Origin of the sequence: Barnesiella sp. ET7 (genome assembly GCF_024733785.1) — a bacterium.
GTDB lineage: Bacteria > Bacteroidota > Bacteroidia > Bacteroidales > Barnesiellaceae > Barnesiella > Barnesiella merdigallinarum.
The window spans coordinates 182206-205653 of record NZ_JANRHM010000004.1 but is presented as its reverse complement, the minus strand read 5'-3'; the positions used below and the strand labels follow the sequence as shown (position 1 = coordinate 205653).

Annotated in this window: 14 protein-coding genes, 1 tRNA gene and 1 pseudogene; 6 read left to right on the top strand and 10 right to left on the bottom strand. The window is 52.3% G+C overall.

What is annotated here, in order from left to right; genetic code table 11:
* Positions 1-564, bottom strand: a 564-nt coding sequence (locus NW211_RS04165) for a TolC family protein (protein WP_258327015.1), incomplete at its 3' end; no start/stop codon positions are given.
* Between the two features lie 273 nt (positions 565-837).
* Positions 838-1269, bottom strand: a complete 432-nt coding sequence (locus NW211_RS04160) for a MarR family winged helix-turn-helix transcriptional regulator (protein WP_258327014.1) — start codon at positions 1267-1269, stop codon at positions 838-840.
* A 310-nt stretch (positions 1270-1579) separates the two neighbouring features.
* Here NW211_RS04160 and NW211_RS04155 point away from each other — a divergent pair, with 310 nt between their 5' ends.
* Positions 1580-1816 (top strand): hypothetical protein, encoded by a 237-nt coding sequence (locus NW211_RS04155; protein ID WP_258327013.1) that lies wholly within the window; start codon positions 1580-1582, stop codon positions 1814-1816.
* A gap of 399 nt (positions 1817-2215) precedes the next feature.
* Here the strand turns inward: NW211_RS04155 and NW211_RS04150 are convergent.
* From NW211_RS04150 to NW211_RS04120, 7 genes are all read right to left on the bottom strand, one after another.
* A tRNA-Glu gene (locus NW211_RS04150) sits at positions 2216-2288 on the bottom strand.
* 120 nt (positions 2289-2408) lie between these two features.
* Positions 2409-3770 carry a TrpB-like pyridoxal phosphate-dependent enzyme gene (locus tag NW211_RS04145; RefSeq protein ID WP_087407746.1) on the bottom strand — a complete coding sequence of 454 codons (1362 nt, stop codon included), beginning with the start codon at positions 3768-3770 and terminating at the stop codon, positions 2409-2411.
* Positions 3771-4018: 248 nt separating this feature from the next.
* Positions 4019-4600, bottom strand: a complete 582-nt coding sequence (locus NW211_RS04140) for a superoxide dismutase (protein ID WP_258327012.1) — start codon at positions 4598-4600, stop codon at positions 4019-4021.
* Positions 4601-4741: 141 nt separating this feature from the next.
* Positions 4742-5716, bottom strand: coding sequence for a flotillin-like protein FloA (gene floA / locus NW211_RS04135; RefSeq protein WP_162611665.1), 975 nt, complete (start codon positions 5714-5716; stop codon positions 4742-4744).
* 50 nt (positions 5717-5766) lie between these two features.
* Positions 5767-6237 (bottom strand): NfeD family protein, encoded by a 471-nt coding sequence (locus NW211_RS04130; RefSeq protein WP_087407744.1) that lies wholly within the window; start codon positions 6235-6237, stop codon positions 5767-5769.
* Between the two features lie 28 nt (positions 6238-6265).
* Positions 6266-7717: a tetratricopeptide repeat protein gene (locus tag NW211_RS04125; protein WP_258327011.1), complete on the bottom strand. Its 1452-nt coding sequence runs from the start codon at positions 7715-7717 to the stop codon at positions 6266-6268.
* A 280-nt stretch (positions 7718-7997) separates the two neighbouring features.
* Complete coding sequence (locus NW211_RS04120) at positions 7998-8486, bottom strand: YcxB family protein (RefSeq protein WP_258327010.1); 489 nt, start codon at positions 8484-8486, stop codon at positions 7998-8000.
* A 302-nt stretch (positions 8487-8788) separates the two neighbouring features.
* Between NW211_RS04120 and NW211_RS04115 the strand changes: the two are divergent.
* Positions 8789-9159: pseudogene (locus NW211_RS04115) on the top strand (DMT family protein).
* Between the two features lie 166 nt (positions 9160-9325).
* Here the strand turns inward: NW211_RS04115 and NW211_RS04110 are convergent.
* On the bottom strand, positions 9326-12286 hold the full coding sequence (locus tag NW211_RS04110) for an AsmA-like C-terminal region-containing protein (RefSeq protein WP_258327009.1): 2961 nt from the start codon (positions 12284-12286) through the stop codon (positions 9326-9328).
* A 455-nt stretch (positions 12287-12741) separates the two neighbouring features.
* Here NW211_RS04110 and NW211_RS04105 point away from each other — a divergent pair, with 455 nt between their 5' ends.
* The 4 genes from NW211_RS04105 (at position 12742) to NW211_RS04090 (ending at position 23441) form a co-directional block, all read left to right on the top strand.
* Positions 12742-13782: an alcohol dehydrogenase gene (locus tag NW211_RS04105; RefSeq protein ID WP_258327008.1), complete on the top strand. Its 1041-nt coding sequence runs from the start codon at positions 12742-12744 to the stop codon at positions 13780-13782.
* Between the two features lie 916 nt (positions 13783-14698).
* The gene (locus NW211_RS04100; protein WP_258327007.1) at positions 14699-18958 is read left to right on the top strand and encodes a T9SS-dependent choice-of-anchor J family protein; all 4260 of its coding nucleotides are present in this window, start codon (positions 14699-14701) and stop codon (positions 18956-18958) included.
* Positions 18959-19018: 60 nt separating this feature from the next.
* Positions 19019-21214, top strand: coding sequence for a choice-of-anchor J domain-containing protein (locus tag NW211_RS04095; protein WP_258327006.1), 2196 nt, complete (start codon positions 19019-19021; stop codon positions 21212-21214).
* 19 nt (positions 21215-21233) lie between these two features.
* The gene (locus tag NW211_RS04090) at positions 21234-23441 is read left to right on the top strand and encodes a S8 family peptidase (RefSeq protein WP_258327005.1); all 2208 of its coding nucleotides are present in this window, start codon (positions 21234-21236) and stop codon (positions 23439-23441) included.
* Positions 23442-23448 lie beyond the last annotated feature (7 nt).

Genomic DNA, 23448 nt, shown 5'->3' with positions numbered 1-23448 from the left:
GTCGAGCGCCACCCCGGCCGCCTCGCGTGCCCGCATGTCGCGAATCACCTGCAACGTCTGTTCGATGTTGCGGTCGTACACGGTGAGCAGGTTGCGGTATTTGTACAGGTCGAGGTAGTAGCCGGTGAGCAGGAAATAGACCTCCTGCCGGTGGGCGGCGAGGTCCCACTCGGCAATCTTCTGTTGGGCCTCGAGAGCCTTGACCTGGTGATGAATGGACCCGCCGGCAAAGATTACCTGCGAGGCTTCGATCGAGAAGCTGTTGCCGAAATGGGGCGAGGCGAAGGTCTGCCCGTTGGAAAAGTCGCGATCCGATACCCACGCATTGCCGTTGTAGGTGGCCGAAGCCGAAAAGTCTACCGTGGGCAGGTAAGCATTCTTGGCCACCGACATATTCTTCTCGGCCCCGGTCACGGCCGATTCGAATATCTTGATGCTCTTGCTTTGCGTGTCGGTCAGGGCGAAGAGTTCGTCCAGGCTCATGACGCGTCCCGTAGTCTGTCCGGATAGGGCAAAAGGGGCAGAGAGCAGGAAACTTGTGAAAATGAAAGTGATGTATTTCATATACAATAATTTGTAATATAAATAATCTACAATAGCAACTATTTGATTAAAACAGTATCCATTTAAAAATTCTGCTCCTCCTGCCTTGCTTAAGGGGGTAGGAGCATGTTTGAATTGTCCGATGTCCGGGGATGGGTCGAATGGTCTGTTTCGCTCGGATAGGCTTGACACTCTTCGATATACCGTCGGCCGTATTATATAGCCTGTCCCGATAGGGAAGGGGTACACCTCAAGATGGAGCGGGGGTTCCCGGGAGGGAGAACCTTTGCCGCATCACAGGCGGTTGGCCCGTTGGGTTATCAGGTCGACCACGCGGAAAAAGGTCGCCACCTCGTCGGCCGGAATACCCTCGAGCAGGTCGTTCGACAGCCGTTTCTCGATAGCCTGATATTGCGTCACCACCTCGGCCCCCTTGTCGGTAATGCTCAGCAGATTTTCGCGACGATCCTCGGGGTTGACCGTTCGTTTGGCTAGCCCTTTCTCCTCCAGCGAGTCGATCATGCGCATCACTACCGATTTGTTTTTACCCGTAGCGATGGCGATATTCTGCAAAATCTGGTCGGTCTGTGCCTCGATCATGTTCAGCAGGATAAACTCCTCGACCGTCAGTTTCACTTCAGCCTCGGCGGCATACCGCTGTTTCATAAGCCTGTGCAGCTTGTTCCGCAGCTTCCCTACGGTTGTTCCCAGCAATTCATTCGTCATGGCATCTCTGTTTTTTTCAGCGCAAAGGTAATACTATATTTTTAATTAGTTGCTATTAGCTACTAATTTTAAACTAAAATAGTTATTGCTCTTGTACGCAACGAATGGAAGGGCGGAACGACAGTCGAACCGTCGGGGCTACCTCTCTCTTCTGAAAAAGGAGTATAATACTGAAACAGACCTCTTTCTATTTGTATTTCAGCTCGATTTCCGTATATTTGTAGAATACGGAGGGTGGCAGAGAGTTCAAGCCTGTTTAACCTTCTGTCATCGCTTGGTCCCATCAGTAAAGACAATAGGAGACGACGATATGTTTCTGTTCGAATTCTTTGGTTATATGGTTATGTTTGCGGTGGTCTTGGCTATTGCAGGCTGTTCGATTGTCGCTTTTGTCGTGTTCGGGCTCTCCGCCATAGCGTTTCTTGTTGGGGGGATAGCCGGTATCATTAGCCGAATTTATCGTTTTTTCAAAAAGATATTTGCGCCAGAAAAGAAGAAGTCGCGCCGCACCTCCAGCCCCGACAATGCTACCACGCCTGCCCTGTAATGGAAGAAGCAGATATATTGCTCGCTCCTTTGAAACTTGTCTTTTCGATTTCGTCGGTCGGATGTAGGGGGATTTTGTGAATCCTCCACCGTTTTTCTACGGCTCCGCAAGAACATCCAATTGATTTGTTTCCATACGAAAAAGGTCGGGATTCATGTTGATTTGGAAAACAAGTCTCCACCATTTTTCTACTGCCTCGCTTTTTCGCTGATCTACGATAACCGTCTGTGGCTGATTTGTTTCTAACAGAGATATAAATTTACCAGTTTTTACCCCTCAGGTTTTTACGTTGATCCGTTTTTACGTTGATCCCCGTTTTGTCTCGTTTTTGTCCCGTTTTGGGATAGAAAAAAACTCAAAAGTCTAATTGATAGGCTTTTGAGTTTTCGTTTCTTGTTGTAGCGATTCCGGGAATCGAACCCGAGTCTCAACCGTGAGAGGGTTGCGTGCTAGGCCACTACACTAAACCGCCAGCTTGCTTTCTTTCGGAAAGGCGATGCAAATATAGGCGGTATTTTTGAACTGACCAAATTTTTGGACGAAAAAAATCAATTATTTTTTCGAATATTTTTCCCGGAGTTTTTTTGCATGGTTAAATAATCTTGTCTAACTCATTGATATTCTTCTTGATTTCATCTTCGGAGAGGCTGTAGTTCCTGAGGTCGCCGGCCAGGTATTGGTCATAGGCGGCCATGTCGATGAGTCCGTGCCCCGAGAGGTTGAAGAGGATGCACCGTTTTTTACCCTCGGCTTTGGCCTGGAGCGCTTCCTTGATGGTTGCGGCGATGGCATGGGCCGACTCGGGGGCCGGAATGATGCCTTCGCTCTGGGCAAAGAGGGTTGCCGCCTTGAAGGTGTCGAGCTGGTCGATGTCGACGGCTTCGAGGTATCCGTCTTTCTTGAGCTGACTGACGATGGTCCCGGCCCCGTGGTAGCGCAGTCCGCCGGCGTGGATATGGGCCGGTGCGAAGTTGTGCCCCAGGGTGTACATGGGGAGCAGCGGGGTGTAGCCGGCCTCGTCGCCGAAGTCGTATTGGAATACGCCTTTGGTCAGCTTGGGACACGAGGCGGGTTCGGCAGCCACGAGGCGGATCTCCTTGCCTTCGCGCAGCTTGTGGCGCAGAAAGGGGTAGGCGATGCCCGAGAAGTTGGACCCTCCGCCAAAACAGGCGACGATGACGTCGGGGTATTCGCCGGCCATCTCCATCTGTTTTTCGGCTTCGAGGCCGATGACGGTCTGGTGCAGCGACACGTGGTTGAGCACACTGCCCAGGGTGTATTTGCAGTTGGGGGTGCTCAGGGCAAGCTCTATCGCCTCGGATATGGCCGTGCCCAGGCTTCCCTGGTAGTTGGGGTGCTCGGTGAGAATCTTGCGTCCGGCTTTGGTCGACATGCTGGGCGATGCGATTACCTGGGCACCGAAGGTCTGCATGATGGAGCGGCGGTAGGGCTTCTGATGGTAGCTCACCTTGACCATATAGACGGCCAGCTCGAGACCGAAGGCTTTGGCGGCGAGCGAGAGGGCGGCCCCCCATTGCCCGGCACCGGTTTCGGTGGTGATGTTGGTCACACCTTGTTGTTTGCAGTAGTAGGCCTGGGGAATGGCCGAGTTGAGTTTATGCGAGCCTACGGGACTTACACTCTCGTTCTTGAAATAGATATGAGCCGGCGTGTCGAGTGCCTTCTCGAGACCCAGAGCTCGCACCAGCGGGGTGGGGCGCCATATCTTGTACATGTCGCGCACGGGCTCGGGTATCTCTATCCAAGCATCGGTGGCGTTCAGCTCTTGTTTACACAACTCTTCGGCAAAGATGGGGTAGAGGTCTTCGACGGCGAGCGGTTGTTTGGTGGCCGGGTTCAGCGGGCTCATGGGCTTGTGTGGCATGTCGGCGACAATGTTGTACCAAGCCTGCGGAATCTCTTTCTCAGAGAGAATAAATTTTTTAGTGGCCATAGGCATGTGATATTTGTAATTAAAAATGTAAATAAAGATGCAATTATTGCATCTGAATGATAGCAAATATAGGGAAAATTTATCATCTGTATGCAAAATAGATAAAAATATATCTATTTGTATTTCGATTTAATTCTTTTTAAAGCAAAAAGAGACGCTGCTCACGCAGCATCTCTTCTTTAGAATTCATCACATTATGCTTATTTTAAAGTGCTAGATAGAGTTACGCTCACGCGCGACTATGCGAATTATTCGTTGTATCTCGACTCGACAACCGACCAGTCTACGATTTCCCACAAGCGGTGCAGGTGTTCGGCTCGTCTGTTGCGGTAGTCGATATAGTAGGCATGTTCCCACACGTCGAATGTCAGCAACGGTGTGTGCCCCTTGGTCAGCGGGGAACCTGCATTGTTCTCTTTGCTGATTATCAGTTTCCCTTGCGGGTCTTTCGATAACCATACCCAGCCCGACCCGAAAAGGGTCACGCCGGCCTGTTCAAACTCTTTCTGGAAATTTTCCAGGCTTCCCCACTGTTGTTCTATGGCTTCGGCCAACTTCCCTTGCGGTGCTCTTCGACCGTTGGGCGAGAAGGAGAAGAAATAGAATATGTGGTTCCACGCTTGTGAGGCGTTGTTGAACAGGGCGCCTTCGGCTTCTCGAATAATTTGCTCGAGCGGCATGTCGGAATAGGGCGTGCCTTCGATCATTTTATTCACGTTGTCGATATAGGTTTGTTCGTGCTTGCCGTAGTGGTATTCGATGGTTTCCTGGCTGATAACCGGGGCCAAATCGCTGGGACCATAGGGCAGTGGCGGTAGTTGAAACATCATAATCATTGTTTATTTTGTTTTCCTATATAACAACTTTGTTGTCAAAAAGGTTTCAAATATACGAATATTTTTTCTTTCCAATTGCTTTTGTGACCGATAATCTTCTTTTGACGACGAAATATCGGCTTTTGGGGCCCGAAATTACTTCTCGGGCTTGGCCGTTGGCTTGGCTATGGCTTCGCGCATGGCAGTGTCGGCTTCGACATTTTTCATGCGGTAGTAGTCCATAATGCCCAGGTTTCCCGAGCGGAAGGCTTCGGCCATGGCCTTGGGCACTTCGGCTTCGGCTTCGATTACTTTGGCGCGGGCCTCTTGAGCCTTGGCCTTCATCTCCTGTTCGAGGGCGATGGCCATGGCGCGGCGTTCCTCGGCCTTGGCCTGGGCGATGTTCTTGTCGGCCTGGGCCTGGTCCATTTGCAGGGTAGCCCCGATGTTTTTGCCTATGTCGATGTCGGCAATGTCGATCGAGAGAATTTCAAAGGCCGTACCCGAGTCGAGGCCCTTTTTCAACACCAGTTTCGAGATGGAGTCGGGGTTCTCGAGCACCTGCTTGTGCGACTCGGACGAACCGATGGACGAGACGATACCCTCGCCTACGCGGGCCAGCACGGTGTCTTCGCCGGCACCACCCACCAGTTGCCGGATGTTGGCACGCACCGTTACGCGGGCCTTGGCTATCAACTGTATACCGTCCTTGGCCACGGCGGTAACCGGCGGGGTGTCGATTACCTTGGGGTTTACCGACATTTGCACAGCCTCGAACACGTCGCGGCCGGCCAGGTCGATGGCCGTTGCCATCTGGAAGCCCAGGTCGATGTTGGCTTTCGAGGCCGATACGAGGGCGTGAACCACGCGTTCTACGTGACCGCCGGCCAGGTAGTGAGCCTCGAGTTCGTCGCGGGTGATGTTTTTGAGGCCGGCTTTGTGGGCTTCGATCATGCCTCGCACGATGACTTGGGGCGGAACCTTACGGATACGCATCAGAAAGAGTTGTATGAGTGAGATTCTCACTCCCGACACTTGTGCCGAAATCCATAGCAGGAAGGGCACGAAATAGAAGAATATGGCGAGTATTACGATAATACCGAACGCCAGTAATAGTCCGATTGCTACCATTATCTGTATTGTTTGTTAGTATTGTTTTTCTCTTATTTTTATATGGGGGATTACTCGGCTTTGCTTACAATCACTACATTGGACTCGATGCGGGTAATGCGTACCGGGGTCTCCTCGTCGATCAGTTCGTTTTCGGCCTGGGCCTCGAGGGTGTGCTTGCCCACCATGATTTTTCCCATGGGGTTCAACCGGCTCAGGGTTACGCCCTTGTCGCCCACCTGTATGTCGGGCGATACCTGCGAGGGGACGACCGAATCGATTTCGGTGTGCAGGGCCACCTTGTCGAAGCTGCGCGATCGCATGAATCCGATCAGGGTCGCAATGGTGGCTATGGCTGCGATGAGCAGGGTGATGACGGCGCCGTTCGACCCGTATATCGTGTAGGCATAGTAGATGCCCCCTCCGTAGAAGACGAGCGAGCAGATGCCGGCGATGGTGATGCCGGGGAGGAAAAAAATCTCCAGCACAGCCAGTGTGAGGGCTATTGCTATCAGCAGGGCGATGGCCAGAATGTCGAACATAGCTGTAAGTATTTAGTCGATTTCGAGGTTAACGTCGTTTTTGCAGGGCGTCGAGCTCGGCTTTGCGAGCCTGGTTTTCATACTCCCCGGGTTGGGGATAGAGCGAGAGCAACTGCGACTCGAGCGACCCGATTTCGGCCGAGAGCCGTTGGCGGGTAGTCCCTTGCGATTGGGTATATTGGGGCCGCAGTTCGGCCACTTTCGATTCCAGTTGAGCAATGTGTTTGCGTGCCTCGTTGGCCTTGATATAGAGATTGCGTGCCTCGGCACTGGTAAACTGGTCGAGCGTGGTGTAGTGTACTCCGTTGCAGATGGCAAAAACGAAGTCGGGACGCTTCACCACTTGCGCCTCCTGAATGTCGTTCAACTGCTGCAACAGGTCGGTATAGTCGGCACCTTCGGGCCACGAGTCGCGGATGGAGCGGATGAGGGCCAGCGATTTGATGTCGGTCTTGATTTCGTCGAGGTCGTAGGTCTGTTTACTCGGGTTGGGGATAAACAGATAGATGGTCACCTTGCCCGGTATCTGCTCCCGGTCCGAGACAAACCAGCCGATGTTGAGCATCTCGTCTACGGCCATCATGTAGTCGTTGTAGATCGAGTTGAAGGGCATGCCCACGTTTTCGGGTTTCAGGTAGGTGTTGTTTTCGAGGTTCAGCCGGGTGATGAAGATGTCGTATCCGCCTATCGAGCCCTCGCCGTTCGAGGCGTAGTAGAGGGTCACCCCGTCGTTCAGGAAGAAGGGGTAGGCCTCGTTGCGGGTTGTGTTGACCCCCTCGGGCAGCGGTGTGATGCGGCTCCAGCGGCCGTCGGTGAGTTTGTTCATCGCGCACAGTTCATACCCTTTGCCCTCGACCGGCATCCCGAAGAATACCTTGTCGCCCCGTTGCGGCATGTAGCCGATGGTGCTGTCGGGGATAGCGACGTCCAGTGTCTCGGCTGTACCTATTCGCCCCGATTCGGGGGTCATCTTGAAATGCTCGAAAAACGAGTCGGCATCGACGATGAGGCTATCGATAACCTGCACCTGCTCTACATGGTTGAGCATCAGCTTGGCCTTGCGGGCCCGGGCAATCGCTTCGGTCACCGAGTCGGGTACCTGCTTCTTGTTCTTCTCCAGTGCATCGATATAGTCTTGATAGCTGGCTGCGGCATCGTCGAAACGATATTGGGCCATATATACGTCGCCCAGAAAGTGGGGCGACTCCAGCACTTTGCGTTTGACGCCCACCTTCAGGTACTTTTCGGCTTCGGCATATTTCTTTTCGTGGAAGAGACACACCCCGTACCAGTGATTCAGCGACCCGTCGTTGGGGCGGCGTTTCAGTTGGGCTTTGAATACGGGGGCCGCTTCGGCATACTTCCCGGCCTTGTACAGTTCGCGGGCCTGGTCGAGGGTCAGGGCCTCGGCCGGAGCCATAGTGACAAGGGCGAAAATTGCCGCCAGCGAATATGGAAAGATAGATTTGAATAGCTTCATGTGCAAAAAAATTGTACTTCTGGATAGCCGGCTCGGGCAGCAGACTCGTTGTTGCTTCTTCCCCTTTCGGTTTAGCCCTGGTTGAGCTGCATCCTATATTCTACAAATATAGTGAAAGGCGAAAGCAGAACAAGGGAAACGCAAGGTTTCACAATTGGACTCTGCTGAGCCGTATCCTATATTCTACAAATATAGTGAAAGGCGAAAGCAGAACAAGGGAAACGCAGGGTTTCACGATTGGCCTCTGCTGAGCCGTATCCTATATTCTACAAATATACAATTATTTTTGGTTCTTGAGGGCCGGCTCGAGAATTTTTTTCAGAAAATGTTCCAAATCGTCGGGCGACTCGAACGAATCGCAGGGCAAAATAAAGAATACATATTTCGACAGGTAGAAGACCAGGTCGCTCGACGAGCGCTGCACGTCGATTACCCGGCTCCAGGCAATAGTCTCGGTGCGGTCATCTTCGAACCGGCAAGTGATACCCCGCTCGTCCAGCTCCACCTGTTTCGTCAGAATCGAGGCCCGGCAGTCGGGGTGCAGGGCATAGGCGAACCACAAGTAGTAGAGAATCAAGGGGAAAACAAGAAATACCACCATGAGCCCCACGTAGATAAAGAGCGGGTTGTGAACCGACAGCATCACGAGCAACACCACAATCAGCGCCAGCCAGGCCCAGTTGCGGTAGAGCCAGGTGCGCAGCAGTCGCCCGAAGTAGTGCATGGGCGATACCTTGCAGGGTTGGGTAACGATAGTCTTCTCTGCCATAGTCGTGCTGTCTGGTTTACAAAGATGGCGCATTTTTGCCATTCGACCGGGAGATTAACTTTTTTTATCAAATAAGCAGTGGATTGTATCGCCTCTGAATTTGTCCCGTTGAGACCGGGTGGGGCGATTCTCGACCGGCGTTCTGGCCGGATGGTCGGGCATAGCGCCGGGTTCACGATGAGGGATAGAGCAGGGTGTGCCGTGTGAATGCGCTGCGCGATGAGCTTCTTGTCACGATTCGCTTTGTTTCTCATTTTTAATGCGTATCTTTGCCCCCGATTTTTGAAAAAGGAGAAAAAGATATGCAGGGTTTATATTCGATAGGGTTACTTATCATATCCAACATTTTTATGACGCTGGCCTGGTGTATGGCCACCTGAAGTTGCAAGAGATGAAGGTCATCAGCAACTGGCCGCTCTACGGGGTCATTCTGCTCAGTTGGGGTATTGCCCTGCTGGAGTATTGCTGTCAGGTTCCGGCCAACCGGTTGGGATTCCGCGAGAACGGCGGTCCCTTCAGCCTCATGCAGTTGAAGGTGATACAAGAGGTGATTACGCTCATTATCTTCACCATCTTCTCGGTGGTCTTCTTCAAGGGCGAGTCGCTGCACTGGAACCACATAGCCGCTTTCGGTTGCCTGGTTCTGGCCGTCTACTTCGTATTTATGAAATGATTTTGCTCCCTGCGCACCCGGCCGGGTCGCAGGGATTTTTGTATCCTGTCGGGTAGAGTTCGACAGCGATTACCCCCGACCGTTGCAAGTCGTAGACCTGTGGCTGCCGGGGGTAATGGTATAGGGGGCGATTGGTCGGGCCGGGTGGCGTGCAGTCGTTTGGCCGCTACCTACGCATCACCCGCCTGAAATCGCGCACAATCTGCTCGCCCATCTTTACGATGGTACTGTCGACCTTGTGTATCTCGACGGGGGTAACGGCATCCTTGTACTTGGCTTTGCCCATGCCGAACTTCATCTTGTCGAGGTTGCCCGAGATATTCAATCCCAGTTTGAAGGGGATGGGCGACTTGAGTATGGATATGTGGTAGTTGAAGTTCATGTCCAGGTCTTGCGTGCCGCCCACGGCAGCCCGGTAGCGGTCCATCTCGATGACGAAGGGGTAGACGGTCACGTTGCCGTCGGCCACGCTGATGTTGACCGAGATGCTGTCGATGAGGTTGCGCTCCTTGTTCTTGAAGAGGAATTTCTTCGAAATCTCGGCAAAGGTCTCGCCGTCGAGCAGCACGAGGCTGTCGCCCTCGACATGGATGGCCGACCGCAGGGTGGGTATCTTGAGGTTGAGGCAGGAGTCGAGAGCCGACTCGGCCGACACGTTGAACTCGACGGTACCCTGGAACGACCGCAGCATGGGCACGATGGTGTCGAGCGAGGGAATGAAGTCGACCAACTTGCCGATGTTGATGTTGTGCAGCTTGAAGTCGAAACCGGCATAGCCCGACTGGGGCTCGCGGGCCTGGTAGATGAGGGTGGTGTTCATGGTGGCACCCAATCCCTCCATGCCGAGCTCCTTGAGGTGGATGGCCTGGTTGCGCACATCGACGGCTCCGTGTACGTTGGTAAAGAGCATTTTGCCGTAGCACACCCGCTTCAGGTTGGTTTGCAGTTCAAAGTCGATGTTCTTGGGGATGACAAAGAGTTTGAGCGGGGTCGAGGTGGTGTCGGTTTCGGTCTCGATCTGTGTCGTGTCCTGCGGGAACGAGATAGCCCGGATCAGCTGGTTGCAGTTCAGATTTCTCGAGGTGAGGCTCAGATTGGCCTTCAGCATCTTGTTGCGGCGCATGGCGGCATAGAGGTTGTGGATAGAGCCCGATGCCGTGAGGTCCGACCGTCCTATGCGCATGGTGGCGTTGTGCAGGGTGATGGTGCGGTTGCCCACCGATACGGCCGTCTTCTGTACCCGTATGGGAAGCGACGACATGGGGGTGCGCACAAACAGACGGTTGAATCCCACCGTGCCCTGCGGTATCCATATCGAGTCTTTTACCTGTTTGGCTTTCAGACGGATGCCGGCTTTGTCCATGCCCAGCCGGTTGTCGCCCAGGCGGCAGAACAGGGTGTCGGCCTCGAGTGTGAGCTGTACCTGGGGTTGGGTAGGTTTGTTCTCGGCCGGTTGCAGATGAACGGTCGCATTCGTTTTGCCGCAGAAGAGGAGCAGCGAGTCACTCATCGAAGCCTTCAGTTTGTTGGCATTTACCTGGCATCGTACCGTGGCGATGCGGGTGGTATCTTGCGGGTTGGTCGTTTTGATGGAGGCCGACAGCTGTTCGACGGTCGAGTTGAGTTGCGGCGAGTGCAGCACGATGTTCTTGATTTGGGCCTGTGCTCCCAGTACGTCGTTGCCGAAGAAGCGGAGCGAGGCGTCGCTCGTGAATTCGAAATCTTTGTTCTTGTCGCGAAGGGCCAGGCGGGTCATGTTCAGTTTGCCCAATGCCTTGATGCGCCCCAGGTCTTTCTTCTTGATCGACGACAGGCGACAGCGCAGGCGCAGGTCGGCATCGACGTTCCCCTCGATCGATACCCCCTCTTGCAGGGGGAAGGTCTGAGCCAGGGCCGTCAGGTCGATGGTCGACTGGGTATTGAGCGTGATGTCGGGGTCGCCCAGCAGGTCGGTCACTTTGGCATCGGCCAGGATGTCGGTGTGGGCCCCTTTGAAGTGGAATATCTTCAGGTCGAGGTAGGAGGGTTTCTGCTTCGAGAGATCGACCTGTCCGAAGAAGTCGGCCTTAAACTCGTCGATACCGTAGGGCAAGCGGGCATATTTGGCCGAGGCTTTGTCTATCAATACCTTGAGGGTAATCATGGGCATTCGGTCTTTGCCGTACAGTCCCTTCACGATACCGTTGAGGGTCACGTCGCCTTGTGCCGAGACCTCCTCCTTCTTGACCACGCTCTCGGGAATCATGTGCAAGACCCGCTCCAGCGAGGGGGCATGCAGGCCATACTGCAGGTCTACGTCCAGCGCTTTGGCCACGGTGTCGCGGCGTACCGACCCCTTCAGGTCGAGTTCCACGCCGTTGACATCGAGCAGGGCGTCGTGCAAGGCGATGGTGCGCTGGGCCCGGTTGAACTCGATTTCGGTCTTCAGCCGCGAGGCTATGCGGTGAGCCAGCAGTTCACCATCCTGCCAGAAGAGGATGTTCTTGTTGTCGAAGTCGAGCGCCAGCATCGAGTGGCCCCGCTTCAGGTGGGCGCTCAGTTTGAGGTTGGCATCCCACAGGTTGGCAAAGACCCGGGTCTCGCGGTCGTCGTAGGTGACGGTGGCATGGCGCACGACGATACGCCGTATGTCTATCTCGCTGGCAATCGGTCCGGTCGAGGTGGTATCGGTCTCGGCCACCGTGTCGGAGGCCACAATATCCCAGTTGGCCACGCCATCCTTCCCTTTGTAGGCATAGAGGTTGATGCTGTCGAGGCGCAGCCGGTTGAGGCTGATTTTCTTGGCCCGCAGATAGTCGGCCACATCGACCACGACTATCGCCCGTTTGAAGGTGAGCAGCGAGTCGGTGCGTTGCCACAACGAGTCGCGTATCGATTTCGACACCAGCGAGCCGTCGGTGAGTTTCACCCCGAATCGCGGGAAGGTCGAGAAGAAGGTCAGCTCCACGCTCTTCATGTCGAGTTTGGCGTTCAGGTTCTGGTTGGCGACCTTCAGCACGACGGGAGTCAGCTTTTCGGGCGTGAATACGAAATTGATGGCCACGGCGATGACGGCTGTCACCAGTACCACAATCGACACCAGCGTGATGCCGGTAATCTTGAGTATTTTTTTTGTTCGATGTCTCATATCGGTTTTGTCTTTACTGCCTGTTATACGATAAGAAAAGGAGAGAGCCGGGATAAACAGAACACACGACTTTCCTTTTCTTCGGACTTCGTCGAGCTTCTCTTGTCTTCTACAAAGATAGCAAAAGTCGAAAGTAGAAAAACAAGCTCGCTTGATTTTTTATGCTGAGACGCACCCTATATTCTACAAATATAGAGAAAGGTGAATGCGGAGGCAAATGAAACCCAAGGTTTTCAAATCTGACTCTGCCCAAACGACACTTGTCTTATTCAAAGATACACAAAATCTCAAATAGGTTTACCTCTTTTGCTCTCTCCTTTTACTATATTTGTTCCACGAATACAGGAGTCGGCTCGGCATAGCCAAACTCGGGAACGTGGTTCCCGGTTGTCTCTACGCTCGCCTTTGCCTGTATTTGTATAAAAATCGAAGAAAGAGAAAGGAGAATATACACCATGTTAGCCTATACCTATGTCGAGCGCGGCAAGTTCGAGCTGCGCGAAAAACCGTTGCCTCAACTTATCGACCCGCGCGATGCTCTTGTGCGGGTAACCCTTGGCAGTATCTGTACCAGCGACCTGCACATCAAGCACGGCAGTGTGCCGTGGGCCGTGCCGGGAATCACCGTGGGGCACGAGATGGTTGGTGTTGTCGAGCAGGTGGGCCCGGCTGTTACTACGGTTGCTCCCGGCGACCGGGTGGTGGTGAATGTCGAGACCTTTTGCGGCGAGTGTTTCTTCTGCCAACATGGCTATGTGAACAACTGCACCGACCCGCAGGGCGGCTGGGCACTGGGCTGTCGCATCGACGGCGGCCAGGCCGAATATGTGCGGGTGCCCTATGCCGATTGCGGCCTCACGTCCATCCCGGCCGGGGTGAGCGACGAGCAGGCCCTCTTCGTGGGCGATATTCTGGCTACCGGTTTCTGGGCCACGCGCATCTCCGAGGTTTCGCCCGACGATACGGTGCTCATTATCGGGGCCGGTCCTACGGGCATCTGTACCCTGTTGTGTACCTTGCTGAAGCATCCGTGCCGGGTAATCGTGTGTGAGAAGTCTCCCGAGCGTCAGCGCTTCGTGCGCGAGCATTACCCGCAGGTGCTGGTGACTGCACCCGACGGGTGTGTCGACTTTGTGCGGGCACACAGCGACCACGGTGGTGCCGATGTGGTGCTCGAGGTTGCCGGTGGCGACGACACCTTCCGCCTGGCGTGGGAGAGTGCGCGCCCCAATGCGATAGTCACTGTCGTGGCCCTCTACGACAAGCCCCAGGTGTTGCCGCTGCCCGACATGTATGGCAAGAATCTGACCTTCAAGACCGGCGGGGTAGATGGTTGCGATTGTGCCGAGATATTGCGCCTGATTGCCGAGGGGCAGATCGATACCACGCCGCTGATTACCCACCGCTTCCCGCTGAACCGCATCGACGAAGCCTACCGCCTGTTCGAGAGCAAAGCCGACGGAGTAATCAAGGTAGCTATCGAGAGTCGCCGGTAGGAGGTAGGGGGTACCGGTTTCGGGGAAAACCTCCATATAGGTATAATATAATAATGTGTAGAGCGTATGGGCATACGCTTTTGGGGGAGTCGTTTCTCTTCTGCAGCGGCGAATGCAAGAGCCGGTTCAAGTGCTTGTAGCGGGGTTGAAAAGATTGTTCGCCGAAGCTCTGTCTGGACCTGAAGGGTTGACTCTGAGTCTATTGTCATGCACGGAGAATCAAAAGCCTCTTGGAAAAATGTGACCGTAGAGCAAAAAAACGAAAGCAGAATATTATCTTTTTTTGAGTTTCGTTGTAAAATTAGTAGACTTAATAGCTTATTTTTGTAATAATGTTATATCTTTGCATGGATTTCTATAAAAATGGCGGCAAGATGCAGTGGTATAATGATGACATCGAGCAGGAGAGACGTAATGAAAAAAGTGCATACCAGTTTCATAGAAAGAGAGTCGCGGCATTAGCGGGTCGTGATGGGCAGGTGTGTGCATCGGTGTATAGTGTAGCAGTAGGTATTCTTGTTTCCTGTTGAAGGTTTGGTTATTTTTCGTGCATTCGTCGAGGGGGAGTTTGGTTGTAAAAGCGAAATTCTTCCAAGGTGTGCAAGGTGCGAGAGACTTAATGAATATAGACATTTATAGAAAAGACAATTGCTTATTGTAGATTGTGGTAGTGTGTAGAGAGCATATCCTTATAAATATGAAAAGAGGAGATTCTAAATTTGCAAAATAGTGAATATAATTTCAATATACATGAAAGTGAATCGCTTTTATGAATATTGAGATATTCAATATTTTTAATTTTTATAACTTGCGAATACAATATAACTTAATAACAGTTGATATGAGAAAACTAATACTTGTAGTGTTTACATTTATTCTCCTTGCGGGGGTAAATGTCGGTAAAGCGCAGACCGCGTTGCCGTATTCGATTAATTTTGGCGATAGCCAGGAAGGCTGGACGGCGGTCGATAACAGTACCACGCCGGGTACCACCTGGGGATATAATGCCCGGTGGGCCTATATTGGAGGTAACTATTATGGCAGTGTCATGATGATGACGGATTATGCGTCGGAGTGTAACGACTATTATGTGTCGCCCGGGTTTACGCTCGAAGCTGGTAAGGTATACACGATTGAGAGCAATGCCTGTATGCTAAATTCTGGTATGAACGGCTGCATCCTTTCTATCGGTTATGCGAGCTCGGCCAGCGATATGAGCACGTTCGTAAAATTGAACGATATTACCCTCGATGATACTTCGCAGTATCCCGCAGCCCAAAAAACTCCGTTCGAGGCACCTTCGAGCGGAACTTTCTATTTTGCATTTCACAACACGAGTCCGGCGTTCAGCAACCCATGTTTCCTTTTTGAGTTCAAATTGTATGAGGGCGATGATGCGGGCGAGACTCCCGAAGAGGTTGTCGTAGAAGTGCCTTACAGCATCGACTTTTTAAATAATTCTGAAAATTGGACATCGGCCGACAACAACGATGACGGCCAGACTTGGACTCCATGGAGCGGCTTCGGCGTTATGCTCGGTATGGGATCGCACGATGACGATTTTTTCTCGCCGCAGGTAACTCTCGAGGGTGGTGTAACTTATAAGATTACAACCAATATTGCGATAGACGGTGCTCCCAAGGATTACGATGTCGTTACCCTTACACAAGGTACCGATAAGGCTCAAATGCAGCCCATCAAACAGCTTGACTTTGACCAAATAGGAGAAAACATAGAGGAAATTATCTTTACCCCGACATCGAGTGGCAACTACTATTTCTCGTTCCATAACACATCGACTACGGGTGGAAATACTCTGATGATACAATCGTTTGCCATAGATAAATATGTAGAGGTAATGCCCGAGGAGAACGAAATTTATTCGACCCGGTTTGACGAGAGCGAGCCTCTTAATGGCTGGACTGTCATCGATAGCAACACCGATAATGTGAAATGGGCCATGGAAGAAGGTTATGCCGGTCCTGCATATAATGGCAACATGGCCATAGGCGAAGCCAACGACTGGCTCATCACGCCGGCCTTGAATATGGTTGCCGGCAACGACTACGTGATTCGTTACACCCTCTCGCAAGCCGGTGCATTCGATGCCGACGAGGTTGTTATCAAATGGGGTACTACTCCTACGGCCGCAGGCATGACCAACAGCCTCACGACCGAAAGCATCAATTTGGGCAGCGGGTCGGTAGACAAAGTGATTCGTTTGACTTGCAGCCAGTCGGGCAATGTGTATATAGGTTTCAACCTGACGACGGCCAATCCCAACGGTATCATTTCGTTGGATAAGATTTCGGTATCGCAAACCTCGAAAGCCAAGCCCCAACCGGTAGACGGTTTGAGAGTTTCTTCCAATCATAAAGAGCAAACGGTAACCTTGAACTGGACCAACCCCGCGTTCGATGTCACCGAAGCTCCTATTATCGAAACTCTCGACATCACGATTTATGAAAACGGTGTTAAGGTGGCTACCTTGGAAGACCGCGCTGTCGGTGAAAAAGATACCTACACCTATTCTCCTGCCAAATTCGGCGGTATGGCTCTGTATCGTGTCGTAGCTTCGATTAACGACATAGAATCGTTGCCTGTCGAAGCAAGCATCAACCTCGACGATATCAATGGCGAGGCAATTCTGTTGCAGGATATACCTTTGGATACGGCCGACGATTTTGCAAAATGGGTTATCGAAAATAAGGACGGCGGTGGCACGTGGAACTATTCGGCCTCGGCTATCACCATACCTACGACCAGCTCGGGCGACCACAACGACTGGGCCATTACCCCGGGTGTACAACTCGAACCGGGCAAGCGTTATGTCGTTAAATTCGATGTAGCTACAAGTGAAGCGTTTGCAGGCAACCTCCAAGTATGGTTGGGCGATGCTCAAACCGCTGATAACATGGATACCGAGCTTCTGTCGCTCAACAACATTTACTACAACGGGTTCGTAAGCACGAGCACGCCGCAGTTCAGTGTAGAGACCGCCGGTACCTATTATATAGGTTTCCAAGCCGGTAATATAGAAAACGGTATGCGTGTGAGAGATGTAAACGTATGCTACATTCAAGAGTATCAAGAGGCACCGGTGATGGAGCTTCCCTATTTCGAGAATTTCGACAAAAATACCGAAATACCCACCGGTTGGAGAGTAGAACGCAGCAGCGATGAGCTTGGTTTCTATGTGCGCAATGTCTCTCAGGCTGCTACGATTTATATGAACGCCTATTCGCGGCCCAATGCCTTGATGGTTAAGGGCAATGCTCCCGAGGCACGGGAAGAGGTGGCCTATACGCCCAAGTTCTCGTTCGAACCGGGTAATGTCTACACGGTTAGCTTCCAGTTCAATATGTTCCAGTTGAGCGGGAAAGCCAATAATTCTATTGCCATTTACAAAGCTACGGATCAAAATCAAGAGAGCATCGTGGGCGAGCCCGTCCTCGAGGTGAATAGTCAGACCGGCATGACCAGTTGGGAAGAAAAGAGCTTCGACCTTACCGTCGATGAGGCTGCCGAGTATTGCTTCGTAATCAAAGTCACGAGCGATGGTGCCAGCGATGTCGATATTAAGATTGACGATTTTGCCGTAGACCAAATCGTTGAGATTGAACCTGTGAAGCCGGCAGCTGTCATGAATGCAAGGGCTATGGTTATCAGCTCCAATCAAAGCATAATCTTCAGCTGGAATCACCCCCTTGTCGATGTCGACGGCGAAACGATACAAAAGGGTTCTGTCATAAAGACTCAAATTTATGACGGCACCGAACTCATTGCCGAGCCTACGGTGGTTATGCCCGACGCAAGTACGGTCGATGCCGAAACGGGTATCCCCATGTCGTTTACCTATACTTATGCCGACTTTGATAAATTCACAGGCCAAAAGATTTATAAATTTGTGCCTTGCATCGATACCGAGGCCGGCCCTGCCACGACTGCCGTGGTTTCGCTCAGCAGCTTCACCTTCGGCTACCTGAAAGAACAAATCCAAATCTTCGACTTTGCCGAGGGCGATAACGGCTGGACCGCTGTCGACAATGACAACGACAGCAAGACTTGGGCTGCCGAGGGTGGCCAGATGGTAACCACCGGCAAAGACGAGTGGCTCATCTCGCCCGAACTTACTTTGAAGCCGGGCAAATCGTACTATGTATTGTGCGAGTTTATGACCGATGTCGACCAATATGCCGATGTTACTTTCACCCGCGGTAACGGTTCGAGTGTGAAAGATCAGACCGAGGTAATTTACAGCTTCGACAATGTCATATTGAGCAACTATGCCTTGATGGAAGTCGGTGGTACTTTCCTCCCCGAGGACGAAAGCAACTATTTCGGTATCCATGTCGAGAGCGAAAACGGTTCGAAGGTTCAGGTGAAGAGCTTCAAGGTATACCGCCTGATGACCAAGGACGAGCCGGTAGAACTCCCCTATGAAGAGGATTTCGAAAACCGCACGGATGTCGACGATACGAATTTCACCAACAAGTGGGGTTGCCGCACCTCGAGCTCTGCTCTCTTCCGGGTAACTACCATGCCCGAAAATACCGTGGCTGCTCACTCGGGCGAATATGCTGTTGTCGCCAACGAGTACACTTTGGGTGCAAGAGACGAGCTTCTGTATACGCCTTATTTCTCGCTCGAAGCGGGTAAGACCTACGAAATCTCCTACTACCTCTATATGCCGGGTAACGGTGAGAACATTACGATAGGTGGCCTTTATGAAGCCTATACACAAGATGAAAGCGGCATTGAATTGCCGTTGCTGCAAGCCATGACCGAGCCTGCCAAGGAGTGGACCAAGTATCTTGTAAAATATACTCCCAAGTATGATATGGACTACTGCTTCTATTTCAAGTTCCTTGCTACGGCAGCCAACTCGGGTATTATTGCCATCGACGACTTCAAGATCGAGAAGGTATCGGGTGGCTCGGGTATTGCCGAGGTAGAAGACAACGGTGGTATCTACTATGCTCAATCGACTGCCATGCTGTATGTTCCCGAAAATGTAGAAAGTGTTTCGGTATTCAACATGCAAGGCCAGTTGGTAATGAATGCCGACAATGCCGACGGCATGATTGCCTTGAACGGTCTCAATCGCGGTGCCTATATCGTGAAAGCTGTAACCGGCGAAGGCAATACTCTCACGCTGAAAGTGATTAAGAAATAAAACCCATCAACAATGGCACTGCTCCTGTCAAGGGGCAGTGCCTTATTTACTAATATAACTATGAAGAAAAACTTATTTAAAGGTTTCCTGTGGTCGGCCGCATTGCTTTTGGGTAGTGTGAATATGGCTGTCGCTCAGGAGTATAATCAGCGAATCGCCATGGAGGGTGTCGAGATGTATGGTATAGTGACCTTCTCGGCAATCAATCAAATCGACGAGATGACTCCGGGTATGTACAAGTTCGGGTATGACCAACAGTTCAAACCCGACGATAACGGAGTCTTGTTCAGTCGGTATATTGCAGGTGGCGGTGTATATCACGAAGGTAAAATCTATTGCAACGTATACAACGACGAGGCCAACCTGTCTACCCAAAAACCGGTGTGGACCATTCTCGATGCCGAAACCTACGAGGTGCTCGACGAAAAGGTGTTGCCCGACAACTGCGCGTGCACCACTACCTCGCTGGCCTACGATATAACCAACGACAAAATCTATGGTATTGTTGTCGATTTTACCGATTCTCATTTGGTCGAAATCGATCCCGCGACCGGCGATATGACCCGGGTAGGCGACAACTTTGATCGCAATCTGCGCTTTAAGACTCTGGTCTCGACAAACAACGGTATGCTTTACAGTATCGTAATCGATTCGGGCGTATCGAGCCTCTATAAAATCAGGAAGACCGATGGCCTGGCCGTGAAGGTAAGAGACATTACCGCCAAGAACCTGCTCGGCCCGGATGACTATCTGTTTAATAGCGGAACCGAACAGGCCATGTTCCTCAACCGCTCTACGGGCAAGGCCTATTGGATACTCGAAAGCAACAGCTACAAGCTGGACAGCGAGTATTCGCCCATCTTCGAGGTGAACCTCACGAATGCCGAGGCTACCATGGTCTCTTATTTGAGTCGTTGCTATCAAGTGAGCGGCGCTTGGTTCAAAGAACCCAACAACGGAGCACCGGGCATTATCTCTGATTTTGAATATGTAACCCCCGAAGAGGGGTCGGCAAGCGGCTCTATTCAATTCCGGTTGCCCGAGAACGATTATAGAGGCAACCCCTTCACCGACTCCAACTTGAAGATAAAGGTTGTCGAGGGCGACAAGGTGCTTGTCGACGCTACGGCTCAAGCCGGCACATTATTCAAGAGCGAGGAGCTTGCCTTGCTGAACGACAATCACACCGTATCGATTACCTTGTCGAACGAAAAGGGATCAGGGCCCACTATCCAACGGACATTCTATGCCGGTTATGACCTGCCTGCTGCTCCTACCAACGTAAAACTCTCTTATGAGGGCCTCACGACCACGCTCACCTGGGAAGCTCCTACCACAGGCATGAACGGTGCTATTATCGACAAAGACAACATTCGTTACAGAGTAATTAAACAAACCGGTTACTACCAGGGTACCAATAGCGTGGTAGCCGAGAATCTTAAAGAGTGCACCTTTACCGAGACGCACCCCGCCGACATGAATTATTACAGATATTTCGTAGTCTCGACCTATGAGGGCGAAGACGGTGGCTATTCATTCTCCGAAGAGCTTGTGCTCGGCTTGCCTCTCAATCCTCCTTATGGCGGACTGTTCTCCGAACCGAACGATATGTTTGGCTACTATACGCTGATCGATTCGAACGGTGACGGCTACTGCTGGAATTTCGATAAGAGCATCGGCGCTGCCTTGTATATCTATAACGAAACGCAGGCTGCCGATGACTGGCTGATTGCTCCTCCCATCAATTATAAGAAGGGCGTAAACTATACCTTGCTGTTCAAAGCCTATTCGTCGATGGCCGAATATCCCGAGTCGATGGAGATAACATTCGGCAAAGGCCGCACTCCCGAAGAGCAGACCAAGTTGCTGCTCGATATTCCCGAGGTACCCAGTGTCGGCGAAGATAATCCGGTAACCGAATATAAAATACCTATCACGGTCGACGAAGATGGCGTTTACTACTATGCGTTCCACGTGACCTCCGAGAAATTCCATGAGTATCTCCGCGTATTCGATATTCGTCTCGATGCACCGTCGGGTATCGAAACCGTGAAGGGCGAAGACAGCAAGCTCGTGATTACAACAGGAAAGAACAGCGTGAGAGTGGACAATCCCGATGGGCGGGCCGTTGCAATTTACAGCGCCGGCGGTATGCTTGTCGACTCGTTTACCGAGACGGTTTATGAGCGTTCGCTTTATCCCGGTATCTATATAGTTAAGAGCAATGACTCGGTTCAAAAGATTATTGTTCGGTAAGTCTTAATTGCAAATCAACATGAAGAAACTATTTATAGCGACGCTGCTCGCTATAATGTCACTGTCGGTATGGGGGCAATCCAAATTGTCCCCATACACGCGACATTATGTCGAGCGTATCAAACAGGAAAAAGTAGCCGATAGCCGGCAGTCGGGCAAAACTCCGCTCCAGAAGAAACTCAATACGCGGGGCCAACTGGTCATCCCGGCCTTCATTCACTTGAACGAAGGGTATACCCCCGACATCCTCACCCCTTGCGGTGTAGAGGTTCGCTCGGTCATCGGTCAGATACTCACGGCCGATATTCCCTTCGAGGCCCTGGACCAGGTAGCCGCTCTCGAGGGAGTGAAATATGTCGAGATGGGAACGCCCGTCAAGCCGAGACTCAACGAGGCCCGCAAGGATGCCCTCGTCGACGACGTACAAACCGGCGTATCGCTTCCCCAGGAATACCGGGGCAGTGGGGTAGTAGTCGGTGTGGTCGACAACGGTTTCGACTATACGCACCCCGATTTCTATACCCGCGATAAGAGCAAGTTGCGCATCAAGCGGGTGTGGGATCAGAACGCCTCGGGCACGGCCCCCGAAGGTTTCGACTACGGTTGTGAATACACCACTGCCGAGGCCATTCTCGCCAAGGGGTACGATACCGACCAGACCACCCACGGCACCCACGTGCTGGGTATCGCTGCCGGTGCCGACAATACCGACAACAAAGGTCTCTACGGTGTAGCTACCGATGCCGACATCGTATTGGTTTCGTACAACAGCAAGGATATGTACACGGGCGACAACACGGCCATCATCGACGGTGTGAAATACATCTTCGACTATGCCCAGTCGGTAGGCAAACCCTGCGTGGTGAACCTGAGCCTGGGTTCCTACTGGGGACCGCGCGACGGCTCCTCTACCTTCGACCGCCTGGCCGACGAGCTGCAAGGCCCGGGCCGTCTGCTGGTAGGTTCCAGCGGCAACAGCGGCGGTACGAAATACCACGTGAGCAAGACCTTCGAAGGCAATGAGCCCGACACGCTGGCCACATTCTTCGACTTCAACTATATCGACGGGCAGTATGGTACCGTCGAGGTGTGGTGCGACCCCGGCATGGACGTCTCCTTTGTGCCCATCGTTTACAACATCAAGGAAAACAAGGTAGAGCGTACATACGAACCCTCCCGATTCAACTCCACCGTGTGTGAAAATACCATATACACCTTTGATACCAATGTCGACGGCGTGTGGGGCAGTCTGGGCGTCGAGGGTGAAATCAATCCCGTCAACGGGAAAACCCACCTCATTCTCGCTCCCGACTTTTACTCCATCACCGAGGGCTACGACCGCGGCTTCTACATCATCTCGTCCAATCCCGGCACGATACACCTGTGGACCGACGAGTTCACCACTTCGCTCAGCAGCTACGACCGTCCCGGATTCCTCGACGGCAACGACCAGTTGTCCATGGACGAGCTGGGCGGCACCGGCAAACGCATCATCTCGGTAGGGGCTTATGTCTCTCGCGACCACTGCACGCAATACGGCATACCCTCCTATTCGGGCGAGACGTTAGACGCCTTGGCCTCCTTCTCGAGCAAGGGTCCCACGGCCGACGGTCGTGTGAAACCCGACATTGCCGCCCCCGGTACCTACATCATCTCGTCGCTCTCGAGCTACTACTCGGGCAGCAAGCTCAAGTACAGCACCGTTACATGGAACGACAAGAAATATGAGTTCGGCTATATGCAGGGTACCTCGATGGCCTCGCCCTTTGTGACAGGTGTAATGGCTACCTGGTTGCAGGCCTTCCCCGAAATGACTCCCGAGATAGCCCGTGAGATTTTGCAGAAAACCTCCCGTCAGGACGATTTTACCGGCACAATCGATGGTGGGTCCAATCTTTGGGGCTATGGTAAAATCGATGCTTATGCAGGTATCAAAGAGTGTATCCGTTACGAAAGCGGCATTGAGCCGAGTCTGGCCGACAACCGCTCGCATCTGGTAGTCAACGATGGCAACTGTGTGCGGGTGCTCTTCGGTTATGACGACAGTCAGGTAGCCTTGCAACTGTATAACCTGCAAGGCGCCTGTGTCGCTACCCGTGCCATTGGCAAGGTTGCTGCCGGCGAAGAGCTGACACTCTCCCTCGACGGAGCCGCTGCCGGTGTATACCTGCTGCAACTCTCGGGCGACAACACACAAACAATGGTCAAAAAAATAATTATTCAATAAATAAGAA

Coding starts and splice junctions, on each gene's coding strand:
- NW211_RS04160 (WP_258327014.1), bottom strand. CDS start 1,269: ATGACGAATGAATTGCTGGGAACAACCGTAGGGAAGCTGCGGAACAAG.
- NW211_RS04155 (WP_258327013.1), top strand. CDS start 1,580: ATGTTTCTGTTCGAATTCTTTGGTTATATGGTTATGTTTGCGGTGGTC.
- NW211_RS04145 (WP_087407746.1), bottom strand. CDS start 3,770: ATGGCCACTAAAAAATTTATTCTCTCTGAGAAAGAGATTCCGCAGGCT.
- NW211_RS04140 (WP_258327012.1), bottom strand. CDS start 4,600: ATGATGTTTCAACTACCGCCACTGCCCTATGGTCCCAGCGATTTGGCC.
- floA (WP_162611665.1), bottom strand. CDS start 5,716: ATGGTAGCAATCGGACTATTACTGGCGTTCGGTATTATCGTAATACTC.
- NW211_RS04130 (WP_087407744.1), bottom strand. CDS start 6,237: ATGTTCGACATTCTGGCCATCGCCCTGCTGATAGCAATAGCCCTCACA.
- NW211_RS04125 (WP_258327011.1), bottom strand. CDS start 7,717: ATGAAGCTATTCAAATCTATCTTTCCATATTCGCTGGCGGCAATTTTC.
- NW211_RS04120 (WP_258327010.1), bottom strand. CDS start 8,486: ATGGCAGAGAAGACTATCGTTACCCAACCCTGCAAGGTATCGCCCATG.
- NW211_RS04110 (WP_258327009.1), bottom strand. CDS start 12,286: ATGAGACATCGAACAAAAAAAATACTCAAGATTACCGGCATCACGCTG.
- NW211_RS04105 (WP_258327008.1), top strand. CDS start 12,742: ATGTTAGCCTATACCTATGTCGAGCGCGGCAAGTTCGAGCTGCGCGAA.
- NW211_RS04095 (WP_258327006.1), top strand. CDS start 19,019: ATGAAGAAAAACTTATTTAAAGGTTTCCTGTGGTCGGCCGCATTGCTT.
- NW211_RS04090 (WP_258327005.1), top strand. CDS start 21,234: ATGAAGAAACTATTTATAGCGACGCTGCTCGCTATAATGTCACTGTCG.